Annotated in this window: 20 protein-coding genes; 6 read left to right on the top strand and 14 right to left on the bottom strand. The window is 54.7% G+C overall.

Annotated features, from left to right (window positions below; translation table 11 throughout):
• Positions 1-10: 10 nt before the first annotated feature.
• From U0026_RS18665 to thpR, 13 genes are all read right to left on the bottom strand, one after another.
• Positions 11-589, bottom strand: coding sequence for a fimbrial protein (locus tag U0026_RS18665; protein WP_062772057.1), 579 nt, complete (start codon positions 587-589; stop codon positions 11-13).
• Between the two features lie 22 nt (positions 590-611).
• Positions 612-3,167, bottom strand: coding sequence for an outer membrane usher protein (locus U0026_RS18660; RefSeq protein WP_062772060.1), 2,556 nt, complete (start codon positions 3,165-3,167; stop codon positions 612-614).
• Between the two features lie 45 nt (positions 3,168-3,212).
• Positions 3,213-3,935: a fimbrial chaperone gene (locus U0026_RS18655; protein WP_062772274.1), complete on the bottom strand. Its 723-nt coding sequence runs from the start codon at positions 3,933-3,935 to the stop codon at positions 3,213-3,215.
• Between the two features lie 67 nt (positions 3,936-4,002).
• Entirely contained in the window at positions 4,003-4,584 is a 582-nt protein-coding gene (locus U0026_RS18650; RefSeq protein ID WP_062772063.1) for a fimbrial protein, read from the bottom strand.
• A 288-nt stretch (positions 4,585-4,872) separates the two neighbouring features.
• Positions 4,873-5,253, bottom strand: a complete 381-nt coding sequence (gene panD, locus U0026_RS18645; RefSeq protein WP_052282994.1) for an aspartate 1-decarboxylase — start codon at positions 5,251-5,253, stop codon at positions 4,873-4,875.
• Between the two features lie 239 nt (positions 5,254-5,492).
• Entirely contained in the window at positions 5,493-6,341 is an 849-nt protein-coding gene (gene panC / locus U0026_RS18640; RefSeq protein WP_062772066.1) for a pantoate--beta-alanine ligase, read from the bottom strand.
• Between the two features lie 11 nt (positions 6,342-6,352).
• A complete protein-coding gene (gene panB, locus U0026_RS18635; protein WP_062772069.1) occupies positions 6,353-7,144 on the bottom strand; it encodes a 3-methyl-2-oxobutanoate hydroxymethyltransferase in 792 nt (263 codons plus the stop codon).
• Positions 7,145-7,264: 120 nt separating this feature from the next.
• Complete coding sequence (gene folK, locus U0026_RS18630; RefSeq protein ID WP_062772072.1) at positions 7,265-7,744, bottom strand: 2-amino-4-hydroxy-6-hydroxymethyldihydropteridine diphosphokinase; 480 nt, start codon at positions 7,742-7,744, stop codon at positions 7,265-7,267.
• The gene (gene pcnB / locus U0026_RS18625) at positions 7,741-9,138 is read right to left on the bottom strand and encodes a polynucleotide adenylyltransferase PcnB (protein ID WP_164717446.1); all 1,398 of its coding nucleotides are present in this window, start codon (positions 9,136-9,138) and stop codon (positions 7,741-7,743) included. The genes folK and pcnB overlap by 4 nt, the downstream gene beginning before the upstream one ends.
• A 55-nt stretch (positions 9,139-9,193) precedes the next feature.
• Complete coding sequence (gluQRS, locus tag U0026_RS18620) at positions 9,194-10,090, bottom strand: tRNA glutamyl-Q(34) synthetase GluQRS (RefSeq protein WP_062772078.1); 897 nt, start codon at positions 10,088-10,090, stop codon at positions 9,194-9,196.
• Between the two features lie 71 nt (positions 10,091-10,161).
• The gene (gene dksA / locus U0026_RS18615; RefSeq protein ID WP_062772081.1) at positions 10,162-10,617 is read right to left on the bottom strand and encodes an RNA polymerase-binding protein DksA; all 456 of its coding nucleotides are present in this window, start codon (positions 10,615-10,617) and stop codon (positions 10,162-10,164) included.
• Positions 10,618-10,773: 156 nt separating this feature from the next.
• Positions 10,774-11,496 (bottom strand): DNA/RNA nuclease SfsA, encoded by a 723-nt coding sequence (gene sfsA / locus U0026_RS18610; RefSeq protein ID WP_062772084.1) that lies wholly within the window; start codon positions 11,494-11,496, stop codon positions 10,774-10,776.
• 13 nt (positions 11,497-11,509) lie between these two features.
• On the bottom strand, positions 11,510-12,040 hold the full coding sequence (gene thpR / locus U0026_RS18605; protein WP_062772087.1) for an RNA 2',3'-cyclic phosphodiesterase: 531 nt from the start codon (positions 12,038-12,040) through the stop codon (positions 11,510-11,512).
• A gap of 72 nt (positions 12,041-12,112) precedes the next feature.
• Here thpR and hrpB point away from each other — a divergent pair, with 72 nt between their 5' ends.
• From hrpB to fhuB, 6 genes are all read left to right on the top strand, one after another.
• Positions 12,113-14,542, top strand: a complete 2,430-nt coding sequence (hrpB, locus tag U0026_RS18600) for an ATP-dependent helicase HrpB (protein ID WP_062772090.1) — start codon at positions 12,113-12,115, stop codon at positions 14,540-14,542.
• 123 nt (positions 14,543-14,665) lie between these two features.
• The gene (mrcB, locus tag U0026_RS18595; protein WP_062772093.1) at positions 14,666-17,200 is read left to right on the top strand and encodes a bifunctional glycosyl transferase/transpeptidase; all 2,535 of its coding nucleotides are present in this window, start codon (positions 14,666-14,668) and stop codon (positions 17,198-17,200) included.
• 315 nt (positions 17,201-17,515) lie between these two features.
• The gene (fhuA, locus tag U0026_RS18590) at positions 17,516-19,720 is read left to right on the top strand and encodes a ferrichrome porin FhuA (RefSeq protein WP_062772096.1); all 2,205 of its coding nucleotides are present in this window, start codon (positions 17,516-17,518) and stop codon (positions 19,718-19,720) included.
• A 48-nt stretch (positions 19,721-19,768) separates the two neighbouring features.
• A complete protein-coding gene (fhuC, locus tag U0026_RS18585) occupies positions 19,769-20,566 on the top strand; it encodes a Fe3+-hydroxamate ABC transporter ATP-binding protein FhuC (protein WP_062772277.1) in 798 nt (265 codons plus the stop codon).
• A complete protein-coding gene (fhuD, locus tag U0026_RS18580) occupies positions 20,566-21,456 on the top strand; it encodes a Fe(3+)-hydroxamate ABC transporter substrate-binding protein FhuD (RefSeq protein WP_062772099.1) in 891 nt (296 codons plus the stop codon). Before fhuC ends, fhuD begins: the two co-directional genes overlap by 1 nt.
• Complete coding sequence (gene fhuB, locus U0026_RS18575; protein ID WP_062772102.1) at positions 21,453-23,435, top strand: Fe(3+)-hydroxamate ABC transporter permease FhuB; 1,983 nt, start codon at positions 21,453-21,455, stop codon at positions 23,433-23,435. Before fhuD ends, fhuB begins: the two co-directional genes overlap by 4 nt.
• Positions 23,436-23,519: 84 nt before the next feature.
• On the opposite strand, the gene hemL is transcribed toward fhuB, so the two are convergent.
• Complete coding sequence (hemL, locus tag U0026_RS18570) at positions 23,520-24,800, bottom strand: glutamate-1-semialdehyde 2,1-aminomutase (RefSeq protein ID WP_062772105.1); 1,281 nt, start codon at positions 24,798-24,800, stop codon at positions 23,520-23,522.
• Positions 24,801-24,836: the final 36 nt, after the last annotated feature.

Below are 24,836 nucleotides of genomic sequence, written 5' to 3'. Positions count from 1 at the left end.
TTTCTGATGATTATTCGTAGGTGAAGTTGAAGGTCGCCACGGCGCTAAAGTCACCGGTAGAACCTTTGCCCGAAGAGGTTTCAACTAGCATGGCGACTAACGGTACTTCTTTACCGCTGATTTCCTGGCTGCTCCAGACTATCCGGCCATTATCTGAACTGGCGTTAATCGTAAAAGGTGCATCGGTGGCGGAGACTCTGGCGATGCTAATACCGATAGATTCTGCGGCATTGCTCGCTGATGAACCGTTATCAATAACGGTGTTGGACGTGGTGGTTGTTCCCGTAATGGTGGTTTTTAACCCCTGTAAACTATCAGGGCATTCGGTGATTTTCAGCTTAAAGGTCGCCTGTGCTGAACTGTCGCCGTTGACAATCTTATCGAGGCTGACGGTTCCACCCGAGCCAATGGGGATGGTGTTGTTTTGACCACTACCACTGCCGCCTTCGATAGCCATATCACAGGTGGTTTCGCGCAGCGTTGCGGTAAAGGTGACATCCAGCGATGTCGCCTGGGTTGGGTATGCGGTGGCGAACAGCAGTCCGCTACAGCCCAGTAGGTAGAGTTTTTTCAGTCTCATTATCTTCATAATCCCTGTAAAAATAATGCCATTACATCTGGCAACGTTGGTTACTCAGTAGACGGGTAAGGCCAACTTTCTGTTCAGCTTTCTCGCTATCGAGCTGATAGTTGACGGTGCAGCGTCCGTCGCTGCCGCTGCCCCAGATGACAAGCAGTTTGCCGCTATCAACGACACCGCGAACGTATGCCATACCGGCCTGTCCGACGGTCCCGATAGATTCACCTTTTTCGTTTTGTACATCCGCACCGAGCGGGATAAAGCCGTTATCGGTACGTTGCAGTTCCAGCAGCAGTGAACGACCTTCATCGGTTTCGAAATCCACCCGTACTACGGCGCCGCTGCGGGAAACCACGACGGTACTGGTGTTTTTCACCTCGACGTCTTGTTCCATTTTGTCGATATTCACGCCCACATTATTTTCCCGATAAGCGGACAGATAAGGCTGGATGGCATAGCCAAAGCGGTTAATTTCGCCATCGCCATTGGTTAAGCGTGCGCCTTTGGCACCGGACGCGTGAACCAGCGCCAGCGTGTCGGTATCGCCGATGCTGTTCGGTGCCAGCGTCAGGCCACCGGAGTGCAGCAGCATGCCGCCGCTGTAACTTAATGAATATTGACGACTGCTATCATCGGATGCGGAAGCCGACACGCTCAGTGGCCCCAGCGGGCTGTTGTAGCTGCCGTAACCGCCGACCTGGTTAATCGAGCCGCTGTCGCTACGGTTGGCGCTGGTGTTAACGCTATAGTTAAAGCGATAGTCATCGGTATTACCGTTGGCGCTGGTGGCGAAGTTATTGTTCGACTTCATGTCACTGTTGACGCTCATGTTCACGGTGGAGAAACCGAGCGGCCTTTTGTTACGACCGAACAAGTTTTCCAGCGGGATACTCAGGCTTAAGTAAACGCTGTCGTCTTTATCACCGTATTCGTTATAAGTACGCTGAATGGAAAGGCTGTAGCTGGCCCACGAAAAAGAATCGCTATAGCCAACCGAGTATTGTGAGGTTGGTGAAGTCTTGTTCCAGTAGTCCTCCCAGCTTCCATTGACATACAGGTTACCGCTGCTGGAATCCCACAGGGATACCGGCTGGTTGATGTTGATCTGGAACTGGTTTTTCATGCGCTGGAAGTTGCTGAATTCATTATTTGAATCTGAGCGGTTATGTTTTACGTTGTCGTTCAGCGTGGCAGCGTCGCGCAGGGACATATAGTTTTCAGTCGAGAAACGATAGGCGGCAATGTTGAAAGAGGTTTGCGAATCTTCAATCAGCTTGCTCCAGGTCACGCGGTAGCTCTGACCTGTGAGGGTGTCTAGTTCGTCAATAGACGTGTTTGAGTGCGTCACGTCGAGGGCAAACGCGCCGACCGGCGTATTGGTGGCAATACCCAGCAGACCCGCGTAATAGCCAACGTCCATATACTGAACGCCCGCATAGCCGGTAAAGGTGTTATTCAGACCGTAATAGCCGGTGGCATAGCCCAGACGGGGCTTCTCTTTTAAGCCATTATCATGCAGCTCGCCCGCACCGATATCCCAACGACCATAGCCCGGGCGCAGCATCTGCGTGACGGAAGAGTAGGGAACGGAGAAGGTACGGACGCTGCCGTCAGCCTCTTCAATCGCAACTTCCAGGTCACTGCCGTAGCCGGTGGTGCTGAGATCGTTGATAGCAAACGGCCCAGGCGGGACGGTCGCTTCGTAAATTTTATTACCGCTTTGCTTAATGGTGACCTTGGCGTTGCTTTTGGCGACGCCGCGAATTTCTGGCGCGTAGTTGGAGGCACCTCCCGGAAGCATGCGATCATCGTTATAAAAACGCACGCCGCGCAGGCTGAAGGAATCAAAGGCCTCGCCACGGGTGAATGAGTCACCGACCAGAAACTGTGAGCGTAGTGAAGATATATCGCGCTGCAGATAGATATCCTGGCTGGTGTATTCACTGCCGTTATCTTGATCCCAGTTCGCGTTCCCTTTGGCGCGTAGATGCCATGCGCCGAGGTTGGCACCGTATTTTAATCCGGCATAGGCTGAATCTGAGTTGCTGCCGCTGTTTTCTGAGTGCCAACTATTGAGGTCATAGGAAAACATCGCAACGGGAATACCATCCTGCCAAAGCGAGGGATCAACAAAGCCATTAGGTCGGTTAAGGACGTATATCTGCGGCATTGAGAGCGATAGCTCCTGCGTGCCGATATCATAATTCCATGTAGATTGCGGATACTGTTGGGCGAGATCGATACAGGCGTCAGATTCGAGATCCATCCCTTCGGTTTTAGCCCCAATTTGCGCGAGTAGCTTGCTGGTAAAGCAGGGGGTGGCGCGCGATGTGCCGTTATCGTTGAAGGTAAAATCGCCCAGCATTTTGCGTTGACCATTGAGTAGAATCTGCGTTTTATAGGTGCCAGGTGGAACCGGATTGCCTTTCGAAAAACGACCAACGTCGATATTTGCACCGGTGTTGAATAAAAACTGATCGTTAAATTCAACATCATCTGCCGGAGATGAAGGTGCTTCTTCCGCCATTACTGAAGACTGGAATGCAATATAGATAGCTGTACACAATAATGAACGACGAAAAAGCATATTTCCCTGTCTCTTCTTAAAGGCTGATATCCCTCAGCACTTAAATTAATTAATGGTGGCTTGGTGTTTCTCTGTTCCACCAAAATCATTAATTGCGGTGTATTCTATTTTCCCGCCTGAAGCATTGGGCGTATTTTTGACCGGAACGGTCTCATTTGAGAGTGGTGGAATAGTGTGAGAATCCACTTCGATTTTTTTGCCATTCATGGTGATGGTGGCGCTCGCCATGGAAATATAATAAGGGCTGCTGTTATTGGCTATTAACGACGTACCCTGTTGCGACCATTTCAGATTACCAGCAGCAACGGCGGGATCGCCCTGCAAACCATCCGGGCGGAAAAACATCTTTATACGGGTACGGAAAGCCAACTGCAGGACGTTCTGGGCGTCGGCGTCTTTCGCTTTCGGCGGGACTTCCAGCACATTAAACCAGAACAGCGATTCTCGATCCTGGGCCAGGGGCTGGCCGGTCCACGTAATACGCACGGTCTGGCCCTTTGATGGGTCAACGCGTGATACCGGCGGGGTCACGATAAACGGCAGTTTCAGCTCTTGCGGATTCACCGTATCGCGGCCATCGTCCAGCCATGACTGTACCAGTAGCGGTTTATTACCGCGGTTTTCCATTTTGACGGTTACGTCTTTGGATGACTGCGGGTAAACAACACGGGTACCAGAAATAACAATATCAGCACTGGCGCGCGATGCGCTGAGCGCGGCGCTAATGCAAACCAGCGAGACGAGAGTCTGGTGAATAACTCGGTTCATAATCATTGCTCCTTGCAATGCGCCCACAAACGGAGGCGGGCGCATATTCCATTAAACGACGTCGCGATTACTGGTAAGTCATGGTAAAGGTGGCGTTGCTGCTGACTTTACCTGCAGTGATGTCGTTAGTACCTTTGACCCAGTCAGCGCTTGGCACGTAGACAACACGGTAGGCCAGTACGCCAACGCCTTCCTCCAGCGCAGCAATCTGAGTGTTGTTTGCAGGCAGGCCAACCTGGATACGGTCGGTGTTGCTAGTGCTGTTGTTGAACAGTGCCAGGCTAACGTTGTCCGCATGACCCGTTACGCTTGGATCTGTTTTCAATGTGCCGTTAGACAGTTCTGCGAACTGCTGGGAAGTGAAGGTTGCTGAGGCTTTAGTCAGCGTTGTTGGGCAGCCGGTCAGCTTCAGTTCGAACTCTTTAGAACCCACGCCCGCATCAATAGTTGTCCCTTCAACGTCGATTTTTTTCACCACCGGCATGGTGATGGTGACGTTGTTGGCGTCGACGCCGTTGTTGGTAGTAATGGTGCAGGTGGTGTCGGTAACGGCGCCATCAAAGGTAATCAGACCAATATCATCCGCAAACGCAGAGGCAGAACCAAGTGCGAAAATAACGGAGGCGGCAGCAATGGTCAATTTATTCATGTTATTAATATCCATATAAAATTATATATCCCCGAGAAATACAGCGTCGGGAGTCACCTAAATATATTAGGAGTGGGCATTCTATCGTGGTGTGGAAAGAAATAACGATGATATTTAATTGAAGTGAGATTTAGAATTGCGAAGTTGAGTATTTTTTATGGGGGTGGTAAAATCGGTTTTATTAAAATAAATATTATTAATGGTTCTTGTATTATATATATTTTGAAATTAAGTGGTATTGATTTAATAAATAATAGCCTCGATGGATATATCAAGGCTATTCTATTATCATGCAACCTGTACCGGAATGGCTTTAGCCGTACGCTTCATTTCGTTGTCGCCCTCGAAATAGGCAACGTTCGGACGCCATGTCCGCGCTTCTTCGTCAGACATGGTTACAAAACTCGCGATAATCACGATATCGCCGACATCAGCATTATGAGCCGCTGCACCGTTAACCGAGATGATTTTAGAGCCACGTTCTGCCGCAATGGCGTAGGTTGAGAAACGCTTGCCGTTGTTCACATTCCAGATATCAATAGCTTCGTTTTCCAGAATCCCGGCGGCATCAAGGAAGTCCTGATCGATGGCGCAGGAACCTTCGTAGTGCAGGTCAGACTGCGTAACTTTAACGCGGTGGAGTTTGCCCTGCAGCATAGTGCGAATCATAGCGTCTACCTTTAATTCTTAACGGAAACAAAGCAGTTCTCGACTGCCTTGAGAAATTTCGCAAGCAGTATTGCCCCATTTAAACCAGGTGTCTAGATGCGATTAAGCCTGCTTACCATAAATTGCGTATCGTCACGTATTACACGCTGAAAATATTCCTGTAGCCCGGCCAAGCGAAGCGCCGCCGGGATTGGCACCGAACCACTCCCGGCGGCGCTTCGCTTGGCCGGGCTACTTTTTTATAGCTCTACGCTTTGGTTATCAATCAACCGCGCTTTGCCCAACCACGCCGCCATCAAAATCACCGCCCGCTTGCTGTTGTCGGTGAGGTCGAGCAGGGTATCTGCATCGCGGATCTGAATATCGTCGGCGCGGAATCCTTTTTCGTTCAGCTCCTGCTCGGCGATGGCGATGATCTCTTCGAGCTCTCGCTCACCGGCCTTCAGCTTCGCGGATACGCTGCTTAACACCTTATATAGCCCTGGAGCGATTTTTCGCTGTTCAGCGGTCAGATAACCGTTGCGGGAGCTTAATGCCAGACCGTCTTTGGCGCGGATAATTGGCACTCCAACGATCTCAATGTCGTAGCCCATATCGGCCACCATTTTGCGCAGCAGCGCCAACTGCTGGAAATCTTTCTCACCGAAGCAGGCGATATCCGGCTGAATCAGATTGAATAACTTGCTGACAATGGTGGAAACGCCACGGAAATGCCCCGGACGGCTGGCCCCTTCAAGCATCGTTGAGAGACCAGGAACTTCCACGAAAGTCTGGTTTTCAGTACCCTGCGGATAGATTTCTGCGACGGCAGGCGCAAAGACGTAATCCACTTTACGCTTGTTCAGCTTCTCGCAATCTTCCTGAAGAGTGCGCGGATAGTTAGTCAGATCCTCGGCACGGTCAAATTGCATCGGGTTAACGAAGATACTGACGACCACGACGTCGGCGCGCGTTTTTGCCTCTTCAACTAACGTCATATGGCCATCGTGCAGGTTGCCCATTGTTGGCACCAACGCAACGCGTTTACCTTCCTGACGTAGACGGCGGATATGCTGACGCAGCAGCGGCAGGGTTTCAATAATCAACACAACATGACTCCTTAATGGAAACTGTGTTCTTCGCCCGGATAAACCCCGGACTCTACTTCAGCCATATATTGCTCTACCGCTGCACGCATGTCGCCTGCCGTGCTGAGGAAATTTTTAGCAAATTTAGGAATATGGCCGCCGGTAATACCGAATGCATCATGCATGACGAGAATCTGCCCGTCGGTCACGTTGCCTGCACCAATGCCAATGACGGGAATAGACAGCGCTTCAGTTACTCGTTTTGCCAGTTCAACCGGTACACATTCCAGTACCAGCAGCTGCGCACCCGCCGCTTCCAGTGCCAGAGCGTCGTCCAGTAACACTTGCCCGGCATCGCCGCGGCCTTGCACTTTATAGCCGCCAAAGATATTCACTGATTGCGGCGTCAGCCCCAGGTGTCCGCAAACCGGCACCGCGCGGTCGGTCAGCATTTTGACGGTATCAACCAGCCATGCGCCACCTTCGATTTTGACCATGTTGGCACCGGCACGCATCACCGCTGCCGCATTTTCAAATGCCTGCTCGGGTGTGGCATAAGCCATAAACGGCAGGTCGGACAGCAGCAGGCAGTTCGGTGCACCACGACGTACCGCACGGGTGTGATAGCTAATATCTTCAACGGTCACCGGCAGCGTAGAGTCGTGCCCCTGCACCGTCATACCCAGTGAATCACCGACCAGCATGACGTTAATACCCGCGTCCGCGAACAGTTTGGCGAAACTGAAATCGTAGGCCGTAATCGTCGCGAAGCGTTTCTTCTCTTGCTTGTATTTTTGCAATAAAGCGATGGTGGTCGGTTTCATAAAAAATCCTGATGATAAGGTCGAATTATCCGGCATTTTAACAGCCGTATTCAGGGGGGCAATTATTTTAGGCAACCGATAACGCGTAAAGCAGGGATCGCTAAAAATGAGAGGTGTGTACTACCAACGAGCCGGTTTTTCGGCCGCCAGAGCATCAAGACGCTGTTGCAGAGTGATACCGTCAGGGAAATGAAGAGAAGGGGCGATTTCGTACAGCGGCCACAGCATAAAGCCGCGGTTGTGCATGTCATAATGCGGCACGGTCAGCGTATCGGTGTGGATAATTTCCTGACCAAACAACATGATATCTAAGTCGAGAGTGCGCGGCCCCCAGCGTTCGGCTTTGCGTACGCGACCTTGCTGGAGTTCAATGCGTTGGGTATGGCTTAACAGCACCTCGGGTGCTAGTGCGGTTTCCAGCGCCACGGCGGCGTTCAGGTAATCTGGCTGATCCTGTGGGCCGAGCGGCGGCGTGCGGTAGAACGATGAAACGGCAACCACGTGGCTGTCAGGGATTTCCCCGATGGCCTGTACGGCAGCATTCACCTGCTCCAGCGGAGAGGCGAGATTGCTGCCGAGTGCGATATACGCCAGCGTCACGCACTACCCTCGCGACGCGGTGCGCGTTTACGTGGGCGACGATGACGGCGGCGGGAATCGGGTTCTTCATCCAGCTCATTGAGCATCTCTTTTTGCGCCGGTGGCGCAATGACCTGGAATTCACTCCACCACTGTGTCAGACGCTGTAGCTCGTGGTTGTTTTCCGCTTCAGCACGCAATGCCAGCAGGTCGTAGGCAGCGCGGAATTTTGGATGCTCCATCAGCTTCCAGGCACGTTTCCCCTGACGACGGGACATACGCAGCTGTAGCTGCCAGATATCACGCACCAGCGCGGTAATGCGCTTTGGTATCGCCAGTGAACGACAGGCCTCATCCAGCACTTCGTTCATCGCTAGCGCAAAGGCGTCGTGGTAGACCAGACCGCTTTCCTGGGCAATTTTCTGCGCCATTTCGAGCAGTGGATACCAGAACATCGCAGCGAACAGGAATGCTGGATTGACGCGCATATCATTGTGAATACGGTTGTCAGTGTTCTTCAGCACCTGCGCAATGATGCGCTCCATCGGGCTATCACCCTCTTCGGTGAAGTAGCGGGTGATGGTCGGGAACAACGGCTGGAACAGATTGTATTCACGCAGCAGCGTGTAGGTTTCGTAGCCATAGCCGGCCTGAAGCAGCTTGAGCGCTTCTTCAAACAGGCGTGCCGGCGGCACGTCGTGCATTAAGGTCGCCAGACGTGGGATAGGCTCTGCGGTTTCCGGGCTGATACGCATAGACAGCTTGGCGGCGAAACGTACGGCGCGCAGCATGCGTACCGGATCTTCACGGTAGCGAGTTTCAGGATCGCCAATCAGGCGAATGACGCCATCTGACAAATCCTGCATGCCGCCGACGTAGTCGCGAACGGTAAAGTCGGCCACGCTGTAGTAAAGGCTGTTAATGGTAAAGTCGCGGCGCTGGGCATCGTCTTCGATGGAGCCGAAGATGTTATCACGCAGCAGCATGCCGTTTTGCCCACGCTGGGAGGTGGTACGGTCAGACTGACCATCTTCATGATGACCACGGAAAGTGGCGACCTCGATAATTTCCGGGCCAAACATAACGTGGGCCAGACGGAAACGGCGACCGACCAGACGGCAGTTGCGGAATAGCTTGCGCACCTGATCTGGAGTGGCGCTGGTGGTCACATCGAAATCTTTCGGTTTTTTGCCTAAAAGCAGGTCGCGGACACCGCCGCCGACGAGGTAAGCCTCGTAGCCTGATTTATTCAGACGATAAAGAACCTTGAGGGCGTTCTCGCTAATATCTTTGCGGGAAATAGCGTGCTGCTCGCGCGGAATGACGGTCATAGCAGGTTTAGCAACGGCGTTCTCAGCCTCGCTCTCCTCACGGCTTAGCACCTTGCGGCAGAAATTAGCGACTCGGGTAAAAATGGTGCACCTCGGTAATATCAGTATCCAGGACAAAAAAATAGCGGCTAATCATAGCTCAGCATAACCCATTTGAGAATGGCGGATTGATCTTCGCTGTATCGGGCACCGCAGTGAGCGACCAGTGAATGACGGCATTTTGCAATAATTGCGCCGTACTTAAATCCTGCCATTGCGCTGGAATCACCTGCCCCAGAAAGCGCAGCGCCTGTATAAGAACAGGACGTGGATCGCCAATGGGCAAAGCAGGTACATGATTTTGCTTGGAAAGTTTAGCACCTTCCTCGTTCAATGCCAGCGGTAGATGAATATAGTCAGGGGCCTGCCAGCCAAACTGCTGGTAGAGCGAAATTTGCCGCACAGTGGGTTCAATTAAATCTGCGCCACGGACGATTTCAGTCACCCCCTGGAAATGATCATCGACCACCACCGCCAGGTTATAAGCAAAAAGACCATCACGGCGATGGATAATAAAATCCTCGCGCGCCAGTCGCTCGTCGGCCTGAATCGTGCCGCGTAGCCTGTCGTTAAAGGCCAGAACCGGATGCACCTGACGCAAGCGTAATGCGGCGTTTTCAGGGCCGTTGCCCAGCGTCCGACAGTGGCCGTCGTAGGTGCCACCCACACTCTGAATTCGCGCCCGCGTACAGGTGCAGAAATAGCACAGGTCCTGATTTTTTAACCACGCCAGCGCCTCACGGTAGGCATCATGACGTTGAGACTGCCACAGAACGTCGCCGTCCCAGTGCAGGCCGTAATGTTCCAGCTGCTGCAAAATGGTCGTTGCAGCACCGGGAACTTCACGAGGAGGATCGATATCTTCAATACGAACTCGCCAGACGCCCTGCTGGGCACGAGCCTGCAGATAACTGCCAAGTGCGGCAATCAGCGAACCGAAATGCAGTTCACCGGAAGGTGAGGGGGCAAAACGCCCGATATACGGTTTTGATAACATGATTTTATAGCAACAAAAAACAACAAGGCGGGAAGTGACTCCCGCCTTGAAGATAGAGTGTTAGCGTTCGATTAACCTGCCATCTGCTTTTCGCGGATTTCTGCCAGCGTTTTGCAGTCAATGCACAGGTCAGCCGTTGGACGTGCTTCCAGACGACGAATACCAATTTCAACACCACAGGATTCGCAGTAGCCGAAATCTTCATCTTCGACTTTCTTCAACGTCTTCTCGATCTTTTTGATGAGTTTACGCTCACGATCGCGGTTACGCAGTTCGAGGCTGAATTCTTCTTCCTGCGCGGCACGGTCTACCGGGTCCGGGAAGTTTGCCGCTTCGTCCTGCATATGGGTCACGGTGCGATCGACTTCATCCCTAAGTTGATTACGCCACGCATCGAGAATACGTCGGAAGTGCGCTAGCTGGGCTTCGTTCATATACTCTTCGCCCGGTTTCACCTGGTACGGCTCCACCCCTGCGATGGACAGAATACTCAGGGACGATGTTTTACGGTTTTGCCCTTCTTGCATGTTGTTTCTCCTTAACACGCACTATCGATCCCCGTGTTCGGGGGAAAAATCAGGCCGCTATAAATAACAGATGCTTTTCCGTATGGCAATTATCTAAACGTAACACTTGACAATGCTGTGAGGAAAAGCGTATTTGCGCCGCAGCCCGAACACTTTCTATGCAAATTCACCCGTGGATAACGAGACGGGTAACGGCGATATCAGAGTCATATTATCGGCAGAAAGTTCCGCTTTATAAGCCAAAATCTCTACCCCCTTTTTGTGGGCCTCATTCAATAGCTTTGCGTATTTAGCATCAATATGGTGTGCCGGAGAGAAATATTCAATGGCTGAGTGCAAGATTGCAAACAGTAAAACGGCGCGCTCTCCGTTCGCCACAACGCCCATCAGTTCGCGTAAATGCTTCTGACCCCGCACCGTGACTGCATCGGGGAAGTAGCCAAACTCATTTTCGGCAAGTGTCACTGACTTCACTTCAATATAGCATCCAGGGCGATCATCTGCCTGTAACATTATATCGATTCGACTACCTTCTTCGCCATATTTCACTTCACTTTTCAGGGTGTTGTAGCCAGTAAGTTCGGGTATGTTCCCAAGCGTTATCGCCTCTTTAGCTAATGTATTCGCCCGGAGCGTATTGACGCATATAAAAGCCCCATTCTGGGTCTGAGTTAATTCCCATGTATGCGGATACTTACGCTTAGTATTTTCTGATGTGGAATACCACACGGTATCGCCTGGCGTTGCGCAACCGGTCATTGCGCCGGTATTAGGGCAATGCAACGTGAAGATTTCGCCCGTCGAAGTGATGACGTCAGCCAGGAAACGCTTATAGCGTTTGATGAGCGTGGCGGACTGGAGCGGCGGCATAAACTGCATCGGAATTCCTTAATTATTCGCTGAGCGTCCAGCGCTGTACTGGCGTGTATCGGGTGCGGCCTGCGGCATAACGCGATTCGTAGAGCACAAACTCGGTAACGGGAAAGTCCCAATGAAAACCGGGGGCGGGAATAGGCACCGCTTGACCGGCATTGCGCAACAACGTGAGGTGTGGATGAAACGGTTGCGGGCTTTGATAGCAGCCGCTACGGGCGGCCTGAGCGCGCAACATATTCGCCAACTGTAACAAGCCGCGCGGCGGCTGGCGCGTACCGAGCCACACAACGCGCGAACGTAACCACTGCCCGGCATCATCCAGATGCAGCGTAAAGCCCGGCTGGCGAATGCGTCCAGCAAGCGCGGCCAGCGCACGTTGTTTTTCCGCACTGACGTCGCCAAGAAACGCCAGCGTCATATGCATGTTGGCGGCTGTTACCGGCACACCGACATCGGGCGGGAAATTATCCGCTCGCCATTGCACCAGTTGCTTCTGAATTTTCGCGGGGATCTCAACGGCGAAAAACAGTCTTTTAGACTCAGACATCGTGGGTACTCGGTTATGAATTGACGCGATGCTACAATGTCCGCCGTTTAATGTTAACCCCTGGAGCCATTCGTGTCCCTGTTGCCGGTCGCAAACATCCTCCCAGAACTTCTTATCGCTTTACGACAATCCCCGCAGGTACTGCTCAATGCGCCAACGGGAGCGGGTAAATCGACCTGGCTGCCGCTGCAAATTTTACGCGATGGCGGGATTCGGGGGCGCATATTACTGCTCGAACCACGTCGTCTGGCGGCGCGTAACGTCGCACAGCGTCTGGCGGAACTGCTGGGCGAAAAACCGGGGGAAACGGTAGGCTACCGGATGCGTGCCGAAACGTGCGTGAGTGCGAAAACCCGGCTGGAGGTTGTGACCGAGGGGATCATGACGCGCATGATCCAGCAAGATCCCGAACTGTCGGGCGTGGGGTTGGTGATCCTTGATGAATTTCACGAACGCAGCTTACAGGCGGATCTTGCACTGGCGTTGCTGCTCGACGTGCAGCAGGGGCTGCGTGACGATCTCAAGCTGCTCATCATGTCGGCTACGCTTGATAACGACAAGCTCCAGCGTCTTCTGCCCCACGCACCAACGATTATTTCCGCAGGGCGCGCGTTCCCGGTCGAGCGCCGCTATCAGTCATTGCCCTCACATCAACGTTTTGATGAAGCGGTCGCCATCGCTACGGCGGAGCTATTGCGCAATGAAAGCGGTTCGCTGCTGCTATTTTTGCCCGGCGTGGGGGAAATTCAGCACGTACAAAACCATCTTGCCGAGCGGGTGGCGGATGATGTACTGCTCTGTCCTTTATATGGAGCGCTGTCGCTTAATGAACAGCGGCAGGCGATTCTTCCTGCCCCGGCCGGGAAGCGCAAAGTGGTGCTGGCGACTAACATTGCCGAAACCAGTTTGACCATTGAAGGTATTCGTCTGGTGGTCGACAGTGCTCAGGAGCGCGTTGCCCGTTTCGATGTGCGTAGCGGTTTGACGCGCTTACTCACCCAGCGGATAAGCCAGGCCTCAATGACCCAGCGCGCCGGACGCGCCGGGCGACTGGAGCCCGGCGTGTGCGTGCATTTGCTGGCAAAAGATCAGGCCGAGCGCGCGAGCGCGCAAAGCGATGCGGAAATCTTACAAAGCGATCTCTCCTCGCTGCTGCTGGAGTTGATGCAGTGGGGATGTACCGATCCGGTCCAGTTGAGCTGGCTGGATAACCCGCCTGCTATTAACCTGGCGGCAGCGCGTCGCTTGTTGATGCAGCTTGATGCGCTGGAAGATGAACGTTTAACGGCGAAAGGTCAGAAAATGGCTTCGTTGGGGAACGATCCACGTCTGGCGGCGATGCTGGTGGCGGCAAACAGCGATGATGAAGTCGCTACAGCGGCACGGTTGGCAGCGATTCTCGAAGAGCCGCCGCGCGGAACAAACCATGATCTGCTCCAGGCATTTTCGCGCCCGCAGGGTCAGTGGCAACAGCGCAGCCAGCAACTGTGCAAAAGGCTTAATCGCCTCGCAGGGCAGGTGGACAGTGAGGCGATTCCCTCGCTGCTGGCACAGGGATTCCCGGATAGAATCGCCCGCAAGCGTGGGCAGGAAGGGCGCTACCAGTTGGCAAACGGCATGGGGGCGATGCTCGACGCCGACGATGCGTTAAATCGCCACGAGTGGCTGATAGCGCCGCTGCTGCTGCAAGGAAATGCCTCGCCGGATGCGCGGATTTTGCAGGCCTGTGCGCTGGACATCGACGCATTAATCGCCCGCTGCCCAACATTGCTTCAACAATCTGACACCGTCGAGTGGGATGATGCCCAGGGCACGCTCAAAGCGCTGCGCCGTAGCCAGATTGGCCAATTAACGCTGAGCGTACGTCCACTAGCAAAGCCGTCTGAGAGTGAACTTCATCAGGCGATGCTGACCGGAATTCGCGAGAAAGGGTTGGACGTGCTTAACTGGACGAGCGAGGCCAGGCAGCTACGCTTGCGTTTACGGTGTGCGGCGCGTTGGCTGCCGGAAGAGGCGTGGCCTGCGGTGGATGATGCCTCATTGCTGGATTCGCTTGAGGAATGGCTACTGCCGCATATGACCGGCGTTCACTCCCTGCGTGGGCTGAAATCGCTGGATATTCAGCAGGCGCTTTTCGAACGCTTGCCCTGGTCATTACGACAACGTCTGGCGAGTTCGCTGCCAACTCATTACACTGTGCCGACGGGAAGCCGAATACCGATTCGTTACGATGATGAAAATCCTCCGGCATTAGCCGTACGGATGCAGGAGATGTTTGGCGAAGCCAGCACGCCGACGATTGCCGAAGGGCGAGTGGCGCTGGTGCTGGAGCTGCTTTCACCCGCGCAACGTCCATTACAAATTACGCGTGATTTAAGCGCGTTCTGGCAAGGGGCATACCGCGAGGTGCAAAAAGAGATGAAAGGGCGTTACCCGAAACACGTCTGGCCTGACGATCCGGCGAACACAGCACCGACGCGGCGGACGAAAAAGTATTCGTGATGTTCTCCCTCTCCCTCAAGGGAGAGGGGACGTATTGCACAAAATTGAGAGATATCTTCTTCTGTCAAACGACAGAAGAATTGAGAATCAGGCCTTTATGCCTGAATGTTGCGGAGAGAAAGCATGGCGGGGAATGACCGCGAGCCAATTGGACGTAAAGGAAAGCCTGCACGTCCGGCAAAACAAAAGGTAAGCCGTCGCCAGCAGTATGACGACGATTATGACGATGATGATGGTTACGAAGAAGAAAAACCGCGCTCGCGTAAAGGTGGCGGCAAAGGCGGCAAACCCCGTGGCAAACGCCGCTGGCTGTGGTTCCTGGTCAAACTGGGCATTGTCTTTGCGGTACTGATCGCGATTTACGGTGTCTACCTGGATCAAAAAATCCGTAGCCGTATTGATGGCAAAGTCTGGCAGCTTCCGGCGGCGGTATATGGCCGCATGGTCAACCTTGAGCCGGATATGTCCATCAGTAAGAAAGAGATGGTTCAGCTGCTGACGGCAACGCAGTATCGCCAGGTGACGGCGATGACGCGTCCCGGTGAATTTACCGTGCAGGCCAACAGCATCGAGATGATCCGCCGCCCGTTCGATTTCCCGGACAGTAAAGAAGGGCAGGTGCGCGCGCGTCTGACCTTTGATGGCGATCATCTGGAAACCATCGAGAATATGGACAGCAACCGCCAGTTCGGTTTCTTCCGACTCGATCCGCGGCTTATTACCATGATGTCCTCGCCAAACGGCGAGCAGCGTCTGTTCGTGCCGCGTAACGGTTTCCCGGATCTGCTGGTGGACACGCTTATCGCCACCGAAGACCGCCACTTCTACGAGCATGACGGCATCAGCTTCTACTCGATTGGTCGTGCGATGTTGGCCAACCTGACCGCCGGACGCACGGTGCAAGGGGCGAGTACGCTGACGCAGCAGCTGGTGAAGAACCTGTTCCTCTCCAGCGAGCGTTCATACTGGCGTAAGGCTAACGAAGCCTATATGGCGCTGATCATGGATGCGCGCTACAGCAAAGACCGTATCCTTGAGCTGTATATGAACGAGGTCTATCTCGGTCAGAGCGGCGACAATGAAATTCGCGGTTTCCCGCTGGCAAGCCTTTATTACTTTGGCCGCCCGGTGGAAGAGCTGAGCCTCGACCAGCAGGCGCTGCTGGTGGGGATGGTGAAGGGGGCGTCGATCTACAACCCGTGGCGTAACCCGAAACTGTCGCTGGAACGTCGTAACCTGGTGCTGCGCTTGCTGCAACAGCAGAAAGTGATCGACCAGGAACTCTACGACATGCTGAGCGCACGTCCGTTGGGCGTACAGCCGCGCGGTGGGGTGATTTCACCACAGCCAGCGTTTATGCAGATGGTGCGTCAGGAACTGCAGGCAAAACTGGGCGATAAGGTCAAAGACCTGTCCGGGGTGAAAATCTTCACCACCTTTGACTCGGTGGCGCAGGATGCGGCAGAAAAAGCGGCAACTGAAGGTATTCCGGTACTGAAGAAACAGCGCAAGCTGAGCGATCTGGAAACTGCGATGGTGGTCGTTGACCGCTTCAGCGGTGAAGTTCGCGCGATGGTTGGCGGTGCCGAGCCGCAGTTCGCCGGTTACAACCGTGCGATGCAGGCGCGTCGTTCGATTGGTTCTCTGGCAAAACCGGCAACCTATCTGACCGCGCTCAGCCAGCCGAATCAGTATCGCCTCAACACCTGGATTGCCGATGCACCGATTGCCCTGCGCCAGCCAAATGGTCAGGTCTGGTCACCGCAGAACGACGATCGTCGCTACAGTGGTCAAGTGATGCTAGTGGATGCGTTGACCCGTTCGATGAACGTGCCAACCGTTAACCTCGGGATGGCGCTGGGTCTGCCGGCGGTCACCGATACCTGGCAGAAGCTGGGTGCACCAAAAGATCAGTTGCATCCGGTTCCAGCAATGCTGCTGGGGGCATTGAACCTAACGCCGATTGAAGTGGCGCAGGCGTTCCAGACCATTGCTAGCGGTGGTAACCGTGCGACGCTGTCAGCGTTGCGCTCGGTCATTGCAGAAGACGGTACCGTGTTGTATCAAAGCTTCCCGCAGGCTGAGCGTGCCGTTCCGGCACAGGCGGCGTATATGACGCTGTGGACGATGCAGCAGGTTGTTCAACGCGGTACTGGTCGTCAACTGGGAGCGAAATACCCGAATCTGCATCTGGCCGGTAAAACCGGGACCACCAACAACAACGTCGACACCTGGTTTGCCGGGATTGATGGTCGTGAAGTGGTGATCACTTGGGTGGGTCGTGATAATAACCAGCCGACCAAGCTGTACGGTGCTAGCGGAGCGATGTCTATTTATCAACGCTACCTGACCAGCCAGTCGCCTATCGCGCTGAATCTCACCGCGCCGGAAGATGTGGTGGATATGGGCGTCGATGAAAACGGCAACTTTATCTGCGGTGGTGGCGGAATGCGTATGCTGCCGGTCTGGACAACCGACCCGGATGCGCTCTGCCAGCAGAGCCAGCAGGCGATTGAACAGCAGCAGTCAGCGAATCCGTTTGATTCGTCCTCTTCTCAACCGCAACAGCAGCAGCAACAACAACAGCCGCCTGCGGGAGAGAAGAAAGACAGCGACGGCGTAGCGGGCTGGATTAAAGATATGTTCGGCGGTAACTAGTCGATACTGTGGACACCAGAGCAGATTGCCGGATGCCAGCTACGCCTTATCCGGCCTACACCAATCTGTAGCCCGGGCAAGGCGTTTACGCCGCCCCCGGGGCCTCGGGCACCCATCGACACTGAACCTCTGTTAACCGCAGAGGTTTTTTTTATCGTTTTCTTAACGCCTTTATTTCATCTGTTTATTTCTTAACCCCTTAATTATGGTAGGGGCTTATATCACTTGCTATGCGTCCGTCGGCTGTCCTATTATGCTTCGGTTATAATAATAATTCTCGTTTACGTTATCATTCACTTCATTAGAGATATACCAATGGCGCGTCTTAAAACTGCTCAGCCAAACAACTCGCTGCGTAAAATCGCAGTCGTAGTCGCCACAGCGGTTAGCGGCATGTCTGTTTACGCACAGGCGGCAGTTGAACCGAAAGAAGAAACCATCACCGTTACCGCCGCTCCTGTTTCTCAGGAAAGCGCCTGGGGCCCGGCAGCAACGATTGCCGCTAAGCATTCTGCGACGGCAACCAAAACGGATACCTCGATTGAGAAGACCCCGCAGTCTGTCTCTGTGATTACCCGTCAAGAGATGGATATTCGTCAGCCGACGACCGTCAAAGATGCGATGGCCTATACGCCAAGCGTGTTCTCGACTCGTGGTAGCTCATCAACATATGATGTTGTTTCTATTCGTGGTTTTACTGCGCCGACCACCGTTAACACCAACCAGTATCTGGATGGCATGAAGCTTCAGGGCAATAACTACTCTGAAATTTCGATGGACCCGTATTTCCTCGAACGTGTTGAAGTGATGCGTGGGCCAACGTCCGTGCTGTACGGCAACAGCAACCCGGGCGGTATCGTCAGCATGGTCAGCAAGCGTCCGACGACCGAGCCGCTGCGTGAAATTCAGTTCAAAATGGGCACAGATAACCTCTGGCAGACCGGTTTTGACTTCAGTGATGCAATTGATGACGATGGTGTATGGTCCTATCGTCTGACCGGTTTAGGCCGCAGCCAGGATACGCAGCAGGAGATGGCGAAATCGAATCGCTATGCCATTGCTCCATCCTTTAGCTGGCGCCCGGATGATAAAACCGACTTCACCTTCCTGAGCAACTTCCAGAGCGACCCGAATGCGGGTTACTACGGTTGGTTACCGCGCGAAGGTACGGTTGTGCCTTATTACGATGCTAACGGTAATGCGCACAAGCTGCCGACCGATTTCAACGAAGGTGAGCGTGATAATAAGATGCAGCGCCGTCAGCAGATGGTGGGCTACAACTTCTCGCACGAATTTAACGATACCTTCACCGTGCGCCAGAACCTGCGCTACGACCAGGTGAAAACACTATATCGTTCCGTTTACGGTTATGGCTATATCGCGCCGGGTAAAATTAATCGTCAGTACGTTCGTTCTGATGAAGACCTCAATACTTTCACCGTTGATAACCAACTGCAGTCTAACTTCGCGACTGGCGATGTAGCGCATACGCTGCTGACCGGCGTGGATTATTCACGCATGCGTAACGATATTGACGCTCAGTATGGTTCAGCCAGCCCGCTGGATATGAGCAACCCGCAGTACGGTAATCCGAACGTTTCCGTTAACTTCCCGTATGCGGTACTTAACCGTATGGAACAGACCGGTCTGTATGCGCAGGATCAGATGGAATGGGACAAATGGGTGCTGACGCTGGGTGGTCGCTATGACTACGCGATGGCCTCAACCCTGACCCGCTCCAGCAACTCTCTGGCGCAGAATCATGACCAGCAATTTACCTGGCGTGGTGGTCTGAACTATCTGTTTGATAACGGAATCTCTCCGTATTTCAGCTACAGCGAATCTTTCGAACCGACGTCTGGCTCAACAAAAGATGGCAAGCCGTTCGATCCGTCTCGCGGCAAGCAGTATGAAGCTGGCGTGAAGTACGTACCGAAAGATATGCCGGTGGTCCTGACGGCGGCAATTTACCAGCTCACCAAAGACAAAAACCTTACGTCTGACCCGAACGACTCAACCGGTCTGTACAGCGTACAGGCAGGCGAAATTCGTTCCCGTGGTCTTGAGCTGGAAGCAAAAGCGGCAGTTAACGAAAATATCAACGTGACGGCAGCCTATAGCTATAACGATGCTGAATACACTGAGGACACCATCTTCAAGGGTAAACGCCCGGCAGAGGTTCCACGTAATCAAGCCTCTCTGTGGACTGACTACACCTTCTACGACACGGCGCTCAGCGGACTGACCTTTGGTGCGGGCGTGCGTTACACCGGTTCGACGGTAAGCTACTACAAAAATGACGCGGCGAAGAAAAATGATTCGTTTAACGTCGGCGGCTACACCGTGGCTGACGCAATGGTGAAATACGAACTGTCTCGCTTCGGCCTGCCGGGTTCATCCGTTGCTGTTAACGTCAATAACCTGTTTAACCGTGAATACGTCTCCAGCTGCTATAGCGAATACGCTTGCTACTGGGGCGCAGAGCGTCAGGTTGTTGCCACCGCAACGTTCCGTTTCTAACCACCTCAAGGGCGCGGGTTTTCCGCGCCCTTTAACATGTTGACGGTTATGCAGGACAACACTACTCATTCCGACACCACTTTTTCTCTGGACGAGGTGGCTTTCCGTGTGCCTGGTCGCACCCTGTTACATCCACTCTCCTTAACCTTCCCTGCGGGCAAAGTGACCGGACTTATCGGCCACAACGGCTCGGGCAAATCAACTTTGTTGAAAATGTTGGGCCGCCATCAGCCACCGTCGGAAGGCGAGATTCTGCTGGATAGCCAGCCGCTGGCGAGCTGGAACAGCAAAGCGTTTGCCCGCAAGGTTGCCTATCTGCCGCAGCAATTGCCGCCCGCAGAAGGGATGACGGTGCGTGAACTGGTGGCGATTGGTCGCTATCCATGGCACGGCGCGTTAGGGCGATTTGGCGTAGCTGACCGTGAAAAAGTCGATGAAGCTATAGCGCTGGTGGGCCTGAAACCGCTGGCGCAGCGCCTGGTGGACAGCCTCTCTGGCGGGGAGCGTCAACGCGCGTGGATTGCCATGCTGGTAGCGCAAGATAGCCGCTGCCTGCTGCTCGACGAACCGACCTCAGCGCTGGATATTGCGCACCAGGTTGACGTGCTGGCGCTGATTCATCGCTTGAGCGAACAGCGTGGATTGACGGTCATTGCCGTGCTGCACGACATCAACATGGCGGCGCGTTACTGTGATTATCTGGTCGCGCTGCGCGGCGGTGAGATGATTGCTCAGGGCACGCCTGATGAGCTGATGCGCAGTGAAACGCTGGAAAAAATCTACGGTATCCCAATGGGGATCCTGCCTCATCCAGCCGGTGCCGCACCGGTAAGTTTTGTCTACTGATGACCGCTTCAAACCTGATTAGCCGCCGCCGTTTGCTGACGGCGATGGCGCTCTCGCCGCTGCTGTGGCAGATGCAAAAGGCGCAGGCCGCGCCGATTAGCGCTGAACGTATCGTGGCGCTGGAATGGCTACCCGTTGAACTGATGTTGGCGCTGGGCGTCACCCCCTATGGCGTGGCGGATATCCCGAACTACCGGATGTGGGTTAACGAACCAGCACTGCCGGACTCGGTCATTGATGTGGGGCTACGCACCGAACCTAATCTCGAACTGTTGACGCAGATGAAGCCTTCCATGCTGGTCTGGTCAGCGGGTTATGGCCCCTCGCCGGAGATCCTCGCCAGAATCGCGCCCGGTCGCAGCTTTGCCTTCAGCGACGGTAAAAAGCCGCTGGCTCAGGCACAGCGTTCGCTGCTAGAGATGGCTGATATGCTCGACAAACAGGCGGTGGCACAGCGCCATCTGGCTGAATTTGATGCGTTTATCGACAGCCTGAAACCGCGCTTTCAACAGCGTGGCGATCGCCCATTATTGATGATGTCGCTGCTCGACCCGCGCCATATGCTGGTATTCGGCCCCAACTGTCTGTTCCAGGAAGTGCTCGACCGCCTAGGCGTCAAAAACGCCTGGCAGGGGGAAACAAACTTCTGGGGCAGCACGGCGGTTGGAATCGACCGTCTGGCGGCTTACAAAGATGTCGACGTCCTGTGTTTCGATCACGGTAATGCCGCTGAAATGCGTCAGCTTACCGCCACCCCGCTGTGGCAGGCGATGCCGTTCGTTCGTGCCAACCGTATGCAGGTGGTTCCGGCGGTATGGTTCTACGGCGCTACGCTGTCGGCGATGCACTTTGCCCGCATTCTGGATAACGCATTGGGAGGCAAAGCGTGAACGCAAAATTCTCACCGTTTGCCGCCATCCTGTTACTGACGCTGTTTATTGCCGCGTTGGTACTGACCTGGTTTAACTTCAACATTGCGTTGCCTAACGCGCAGTGGTTTAAGGCGGCAAGCAAGCCGGATATCGACGCCATCGACCAGATGCTGTTCCATTACAGCCTGCTGCCGCGTCTGGCGATTTCGCTATTAGTCGGCGCTGGATTAGGGCTGGTCGGCGTACTGTTCCAGCAAGTGCTGCGTAACCCGCTGGCCGAGCCGACGACGCTCGGCGTTGCCACCGGCGCACAGTTGGGCATGACCGTCACGACGCTGTGGGCGGTGCCGGATGTGCTGACCTCGCAGTTTGCCGCACTGGCGGGCGCGTGTATCGTCGGAGCGCTGGTGTTTGGCGTGGCGTGGGGTAAACGTCTCTCGCCGGTGACGTTGATTCTGGCGGGGCTGGTGGTCAGCCTCTACTGTGGGGCCATCAACCAACTGATGGTACTTTTCCATCACGACCAATTGCAGAGCATGTTCCTGTGGAGCACCGGTACGCTGACGCAAACCGACTGGAGCGTGGTACAGCGTCTGTGGCCACAGCTGCTGGGCGGCGTGATGCTGACGCTGCTGCTGTTGCGCCCGTTGACCTTAATGGGGCTGGACGATGGCGTGGCGCGTAACCTCGGCCTGGCGCTGTCATTAGCGCGTTTGGGAGCGTTAACGCTGGCGATTGTGATCAGTGCTTTCCTGGTTAACGCGGTGGGGATTATCGGTTTTATCGGCCTGTTTGCACCGCTACTGGCGAAAATGCTCGGCGCGCGACGTTTACTCTCGCGTTTGCTGCTGGCTCCGCTGATTGGTGCGCTGATTCTGTGGCTTTCTGACCAGTTAATTTTGTGGCTGACCCGCGTATGGATGGAAGTTTCCACCGGCTCGGTGACGGCGCTGATTGGCGCACCGCTACTGCTGTGGCTTCTGCCACGCCTGCGCAGTATGAGCGCGCCGTCGATGAATGCGAGCGATAGCGTTGCCAGTGAACGTCATCATGTGCAGTGGTTTGCGCTGGGCGGGGTGGCGATTTTACTGGCGGCGGTGTTTGTCGCGCTGTCGCTGGGGCGTGATGCCACTAGCTGGCACTGGGCTAGCGGTGAGTTGCTCGACCAGTTGTTGCAGTGGCGCTGGCCGCGTATCGCTTCCGCGCTGATTGCCGGGGTGATGCTGGCGGTGGCGGGCTGTATTATCCAGCGCCTGACCGGTAACCCGATGGCAAGCCCGGAAGTCCTGGGGATAAGCTCTGGTGCGGCGTTCGGCGTGGTGTTGATGCTGTTTATGGTGCCGGGTAACGCTTTTGGTTGGTTGCTGCCGGCCGGAAGCGTTGGCGCTGCGGTGACGCTGCTGGTTATCCTGATTGCCGCCGGGCGCGGCGGTTTCTCGCCACACCGTATGCTGCTGGCGGGGATGGCGCTGAGCACCGCGTTTACCATGTTGCTGATGATGTTGCAGGCCAGCGGCGACCCGCGAATGGCGCAAATTCTGACGTGGATCTCGGGCTCAACCTATAACGCTACGGGTAAACAGGTGGTGCAATCGGCGATAGCAATGGCCGTGCTGTTGATGCTGGTTCCGCTGTGCCGCCGATGGCTGACGATTTTACCGCTCGGCGGTGAGACGGCGCGTTCAATTGGTATGGCGCTAACGCCTGCGCGTGTTGGCCTGTTGCTGTTGGCGGCATGTCTGACCGCCGCGGCTACGTTGACCATTGGCCCGTTAAGCTTTGTTGGATTGATGGCGCCGCATATTGCGCGAATGATGGGATTCCGACGCACGATGCCGCACATTGTGATTTCGGCACTAATTGGTGGTTTGCTGCTGGTGTTTGCTGATTGGTGTGGACGGATGCTGATGTTTCCGTATCAGATTCCTGCGGGACTGCTGTCGACCTTTATCGGCGCGCCGTATTTTATCTATTTGTTGAGAAAGCAAAGCCGGTAGGTTTCCCGGCTTCGCTGCGCTTGGCCGGGCTACATTCTATGCGGTAGCTCGGCCAAGCGTAACGCCGCCGGGGCGACACTCAAACTACAGCTTCGCAAACACCCGACGCGCGGCGTCGATGGTGTTATTGATGTCATCTTCGCTGTGGGCGATAGACATAAAGCCCGCCTCAAACGCCGATGGCGCCAGGTACACACCTTCTTCCAGCATCAGATGGAAGAAGTGCTTGAAGCGCTCAACGTCGCATTTCAGCACGTCCTGATAGCAGGTCACTTCTTCGGCATCGGTGAAGAAGATCCCGAACATACCGCCGACGTTATTCACGACCAGTGGGATTCCCGTTTCGCGAGCCGCATCCAGCAGACCTTGCGCCAGCTGGTTGGTCAGCGCGGTCAGGGTTTCATGTACGCCCGGCTGCGCCACTTCGGTCAGACAAGCAAAGCCCGCCGCCATAGCAATCGGGTTACCGGACAGCGTCCCCGCCTGATAGACAGGGCCGGTGGGTGCCAGAGCATCCATCACGTCACGACGACCGCCAAATGCACCCACCGGCATCCCGCCGCCGATGATTTTGCCAAGACAAGTCAGGTCAGGTACCACGCCGTAGTAATCCTGAGCACCCGCCAGCGCCACGCGGAAACCGGTCATCACTTCGTCAATAATCAGCAGTGCACCAAACTCGTCGCACAGCGCGCGCAGGCCCGGCAGGAAATCGGGTTGTGGTGGAATGCAGTTCATGTTGCCCGCGACCGGCTCAACGATGATACAAGCCACTTCCTGCGGGAATTGTTCAAACGCGGCGCGAACGGAGGCCAGATCGTTATAGGTGCAGGTGAGGGTATGTTTAGCAAAATCGGCTGGCACGCCCGGTGAGTTTGGCTGGCCGAGCGTCAACGCGCCGGAACCGGCTTTCACCAACAGGCAGTCGGCGTGGCCGTGGTAGCAGCCTTCGAATTTGATGATTTTGTCACGACCAGTGAAGCCGCGAGCCAGGCGAATGGCGCTCATGGTCGCTTCCGTACCAGAGTTCACCATACGCACCATGTCCATGGTCGGCACCAGTTCGGTCACCAGTTTCGCCATGGTCACTTCCATCTCGGTCGGTGCGCCGAAGCTCAGGCCGCGTTCTGCCGCCTCGATGACCGCGTTGCGGATAGCCGGGTGGTTGTGGCCCAGTACCATCGGCCCCCAGGAACCGACATAATCGATATAGGCTTTGCCATCAACGTCATACAGGTACGCGCCGTCCGCACGCTCGATAAACAGTGGCGTACCGCCCACGCCGGTGAAGGCACGTACTGGCGAGTTCACGCCGCCCGGGATAAGTTCACGCGCAGCGCTATACAGATTTTCAGATTTGCTCATTGCCAGGATCCTGGTTTGTGAAGAAGGTGTTGCCCG

Source organism: Kluyvera intermedia, assembly GCF_034424175.1.
Classification (GTDB): Bacteria; Pseudomonadota; Gammaproteobacteria; order Enterobacterales; family Enterobacteriaceae; genus Kluyvera; species Kluyvera intermedia.
This window is presented reverse-complemented; position numbering and strand designations above follow the sequence as displayed.

Coding starts and splice junctions, on each gene's coding strand:
- U0026_RS18660 (WP_062772060.1), bottom strand. CDS start 3,167: ATGCTTTTTCGTCGTTCATTATTGTGTACAGCTATCTATATTGCATTC.
- mrcB (WP_062772093.1), top strand. CDS start 14,666: ATGGCGGGGAATGACCGCGAGCCAATTGGACGTAAAGGAAAGCCTGCA.
- U0026_RS18665 (WP_062772057.1), bottom strand. CDS start 589: ATGAAGATAATGAGACTGAAAAAACTCTACCTACTGGGCTGTAGCGGA.
- U0026_RS18655 (WP_062772274.1), bottom strand. CDS start 3,935: ATGAACCGAGTTATTCACCAGACTCTCGTCTCGCTGGTTTGCATTAGC.
- hemL (WP_062772105.1), bottom strand. CDS start 24,800: ATGAGCAAATCTGAAAATCTGTATAGCGCTGCGCGTGAACTTATCCCG.
- fhuC (WP_062772277.1), top strand. CDS start 19,769: ATGCAGGACAACACTACTCATTCCGACACCACTTTTTCTCTGGACGAG.
- fhuD (WP_062772099.1), top strand. CDS start 20,566: ATGACCGCTTCAAACCTGATTAGCCGCCGCCGTTTGCTGACGGCGATG.
- dksA (WP_062772081.1), bottom strand. CDS start 10,617: ATGCAAGAAGGGCAAAACCGTAAAACATCGTCCCTGAGTATTCTGTCC.
- thpR (WP_062772087.1), bottom strand. CDS start 12,040: ATGTCTGAGTCTAAAAGACTGTTTTTCGCCGTTGAGATCCCCGCGAAA.
- fhuA (WP_062772096.1), top strand. CDS start 17,516: ATGGCGCGTCTTAAAACTGCTCAGCCAAACAACTCGCTGCGTAAAATC.
- sfsA (WP_062772084.1), bottom strand. CDS start 11,496: ATGCAGTTTATGCCGCCGCTCCAGTCCGCCACGCTCATCAAACGCTAT.
- U0026_RS18650 (WP_062772063.1), bottom strand. CDS start 4,584: ATGAATAAATTGACCATTGCTGCCGCCTCCGTTATTTTCGCACTTGGT.
- gluQRS (WP_062772078.1), bottom strand. CDS start 10,090: ATGTTATCAAAACCGTATATCGGGCGTTTTGCCCCCTCACCTTCCGGT.
- panD (WP_052282994.1), bottom strand. CDS start 5,253: ATGATTCGCACTATGCTGCAGGGCAAACTCCACCGCGTTAAAGTTACG.
- panB (WP_062772069.1), bottom strand. CDS start 7,144: ATGAAACCGACCACCATCGCTTTATTGCAAAAATACAAGCAAGAGAAG.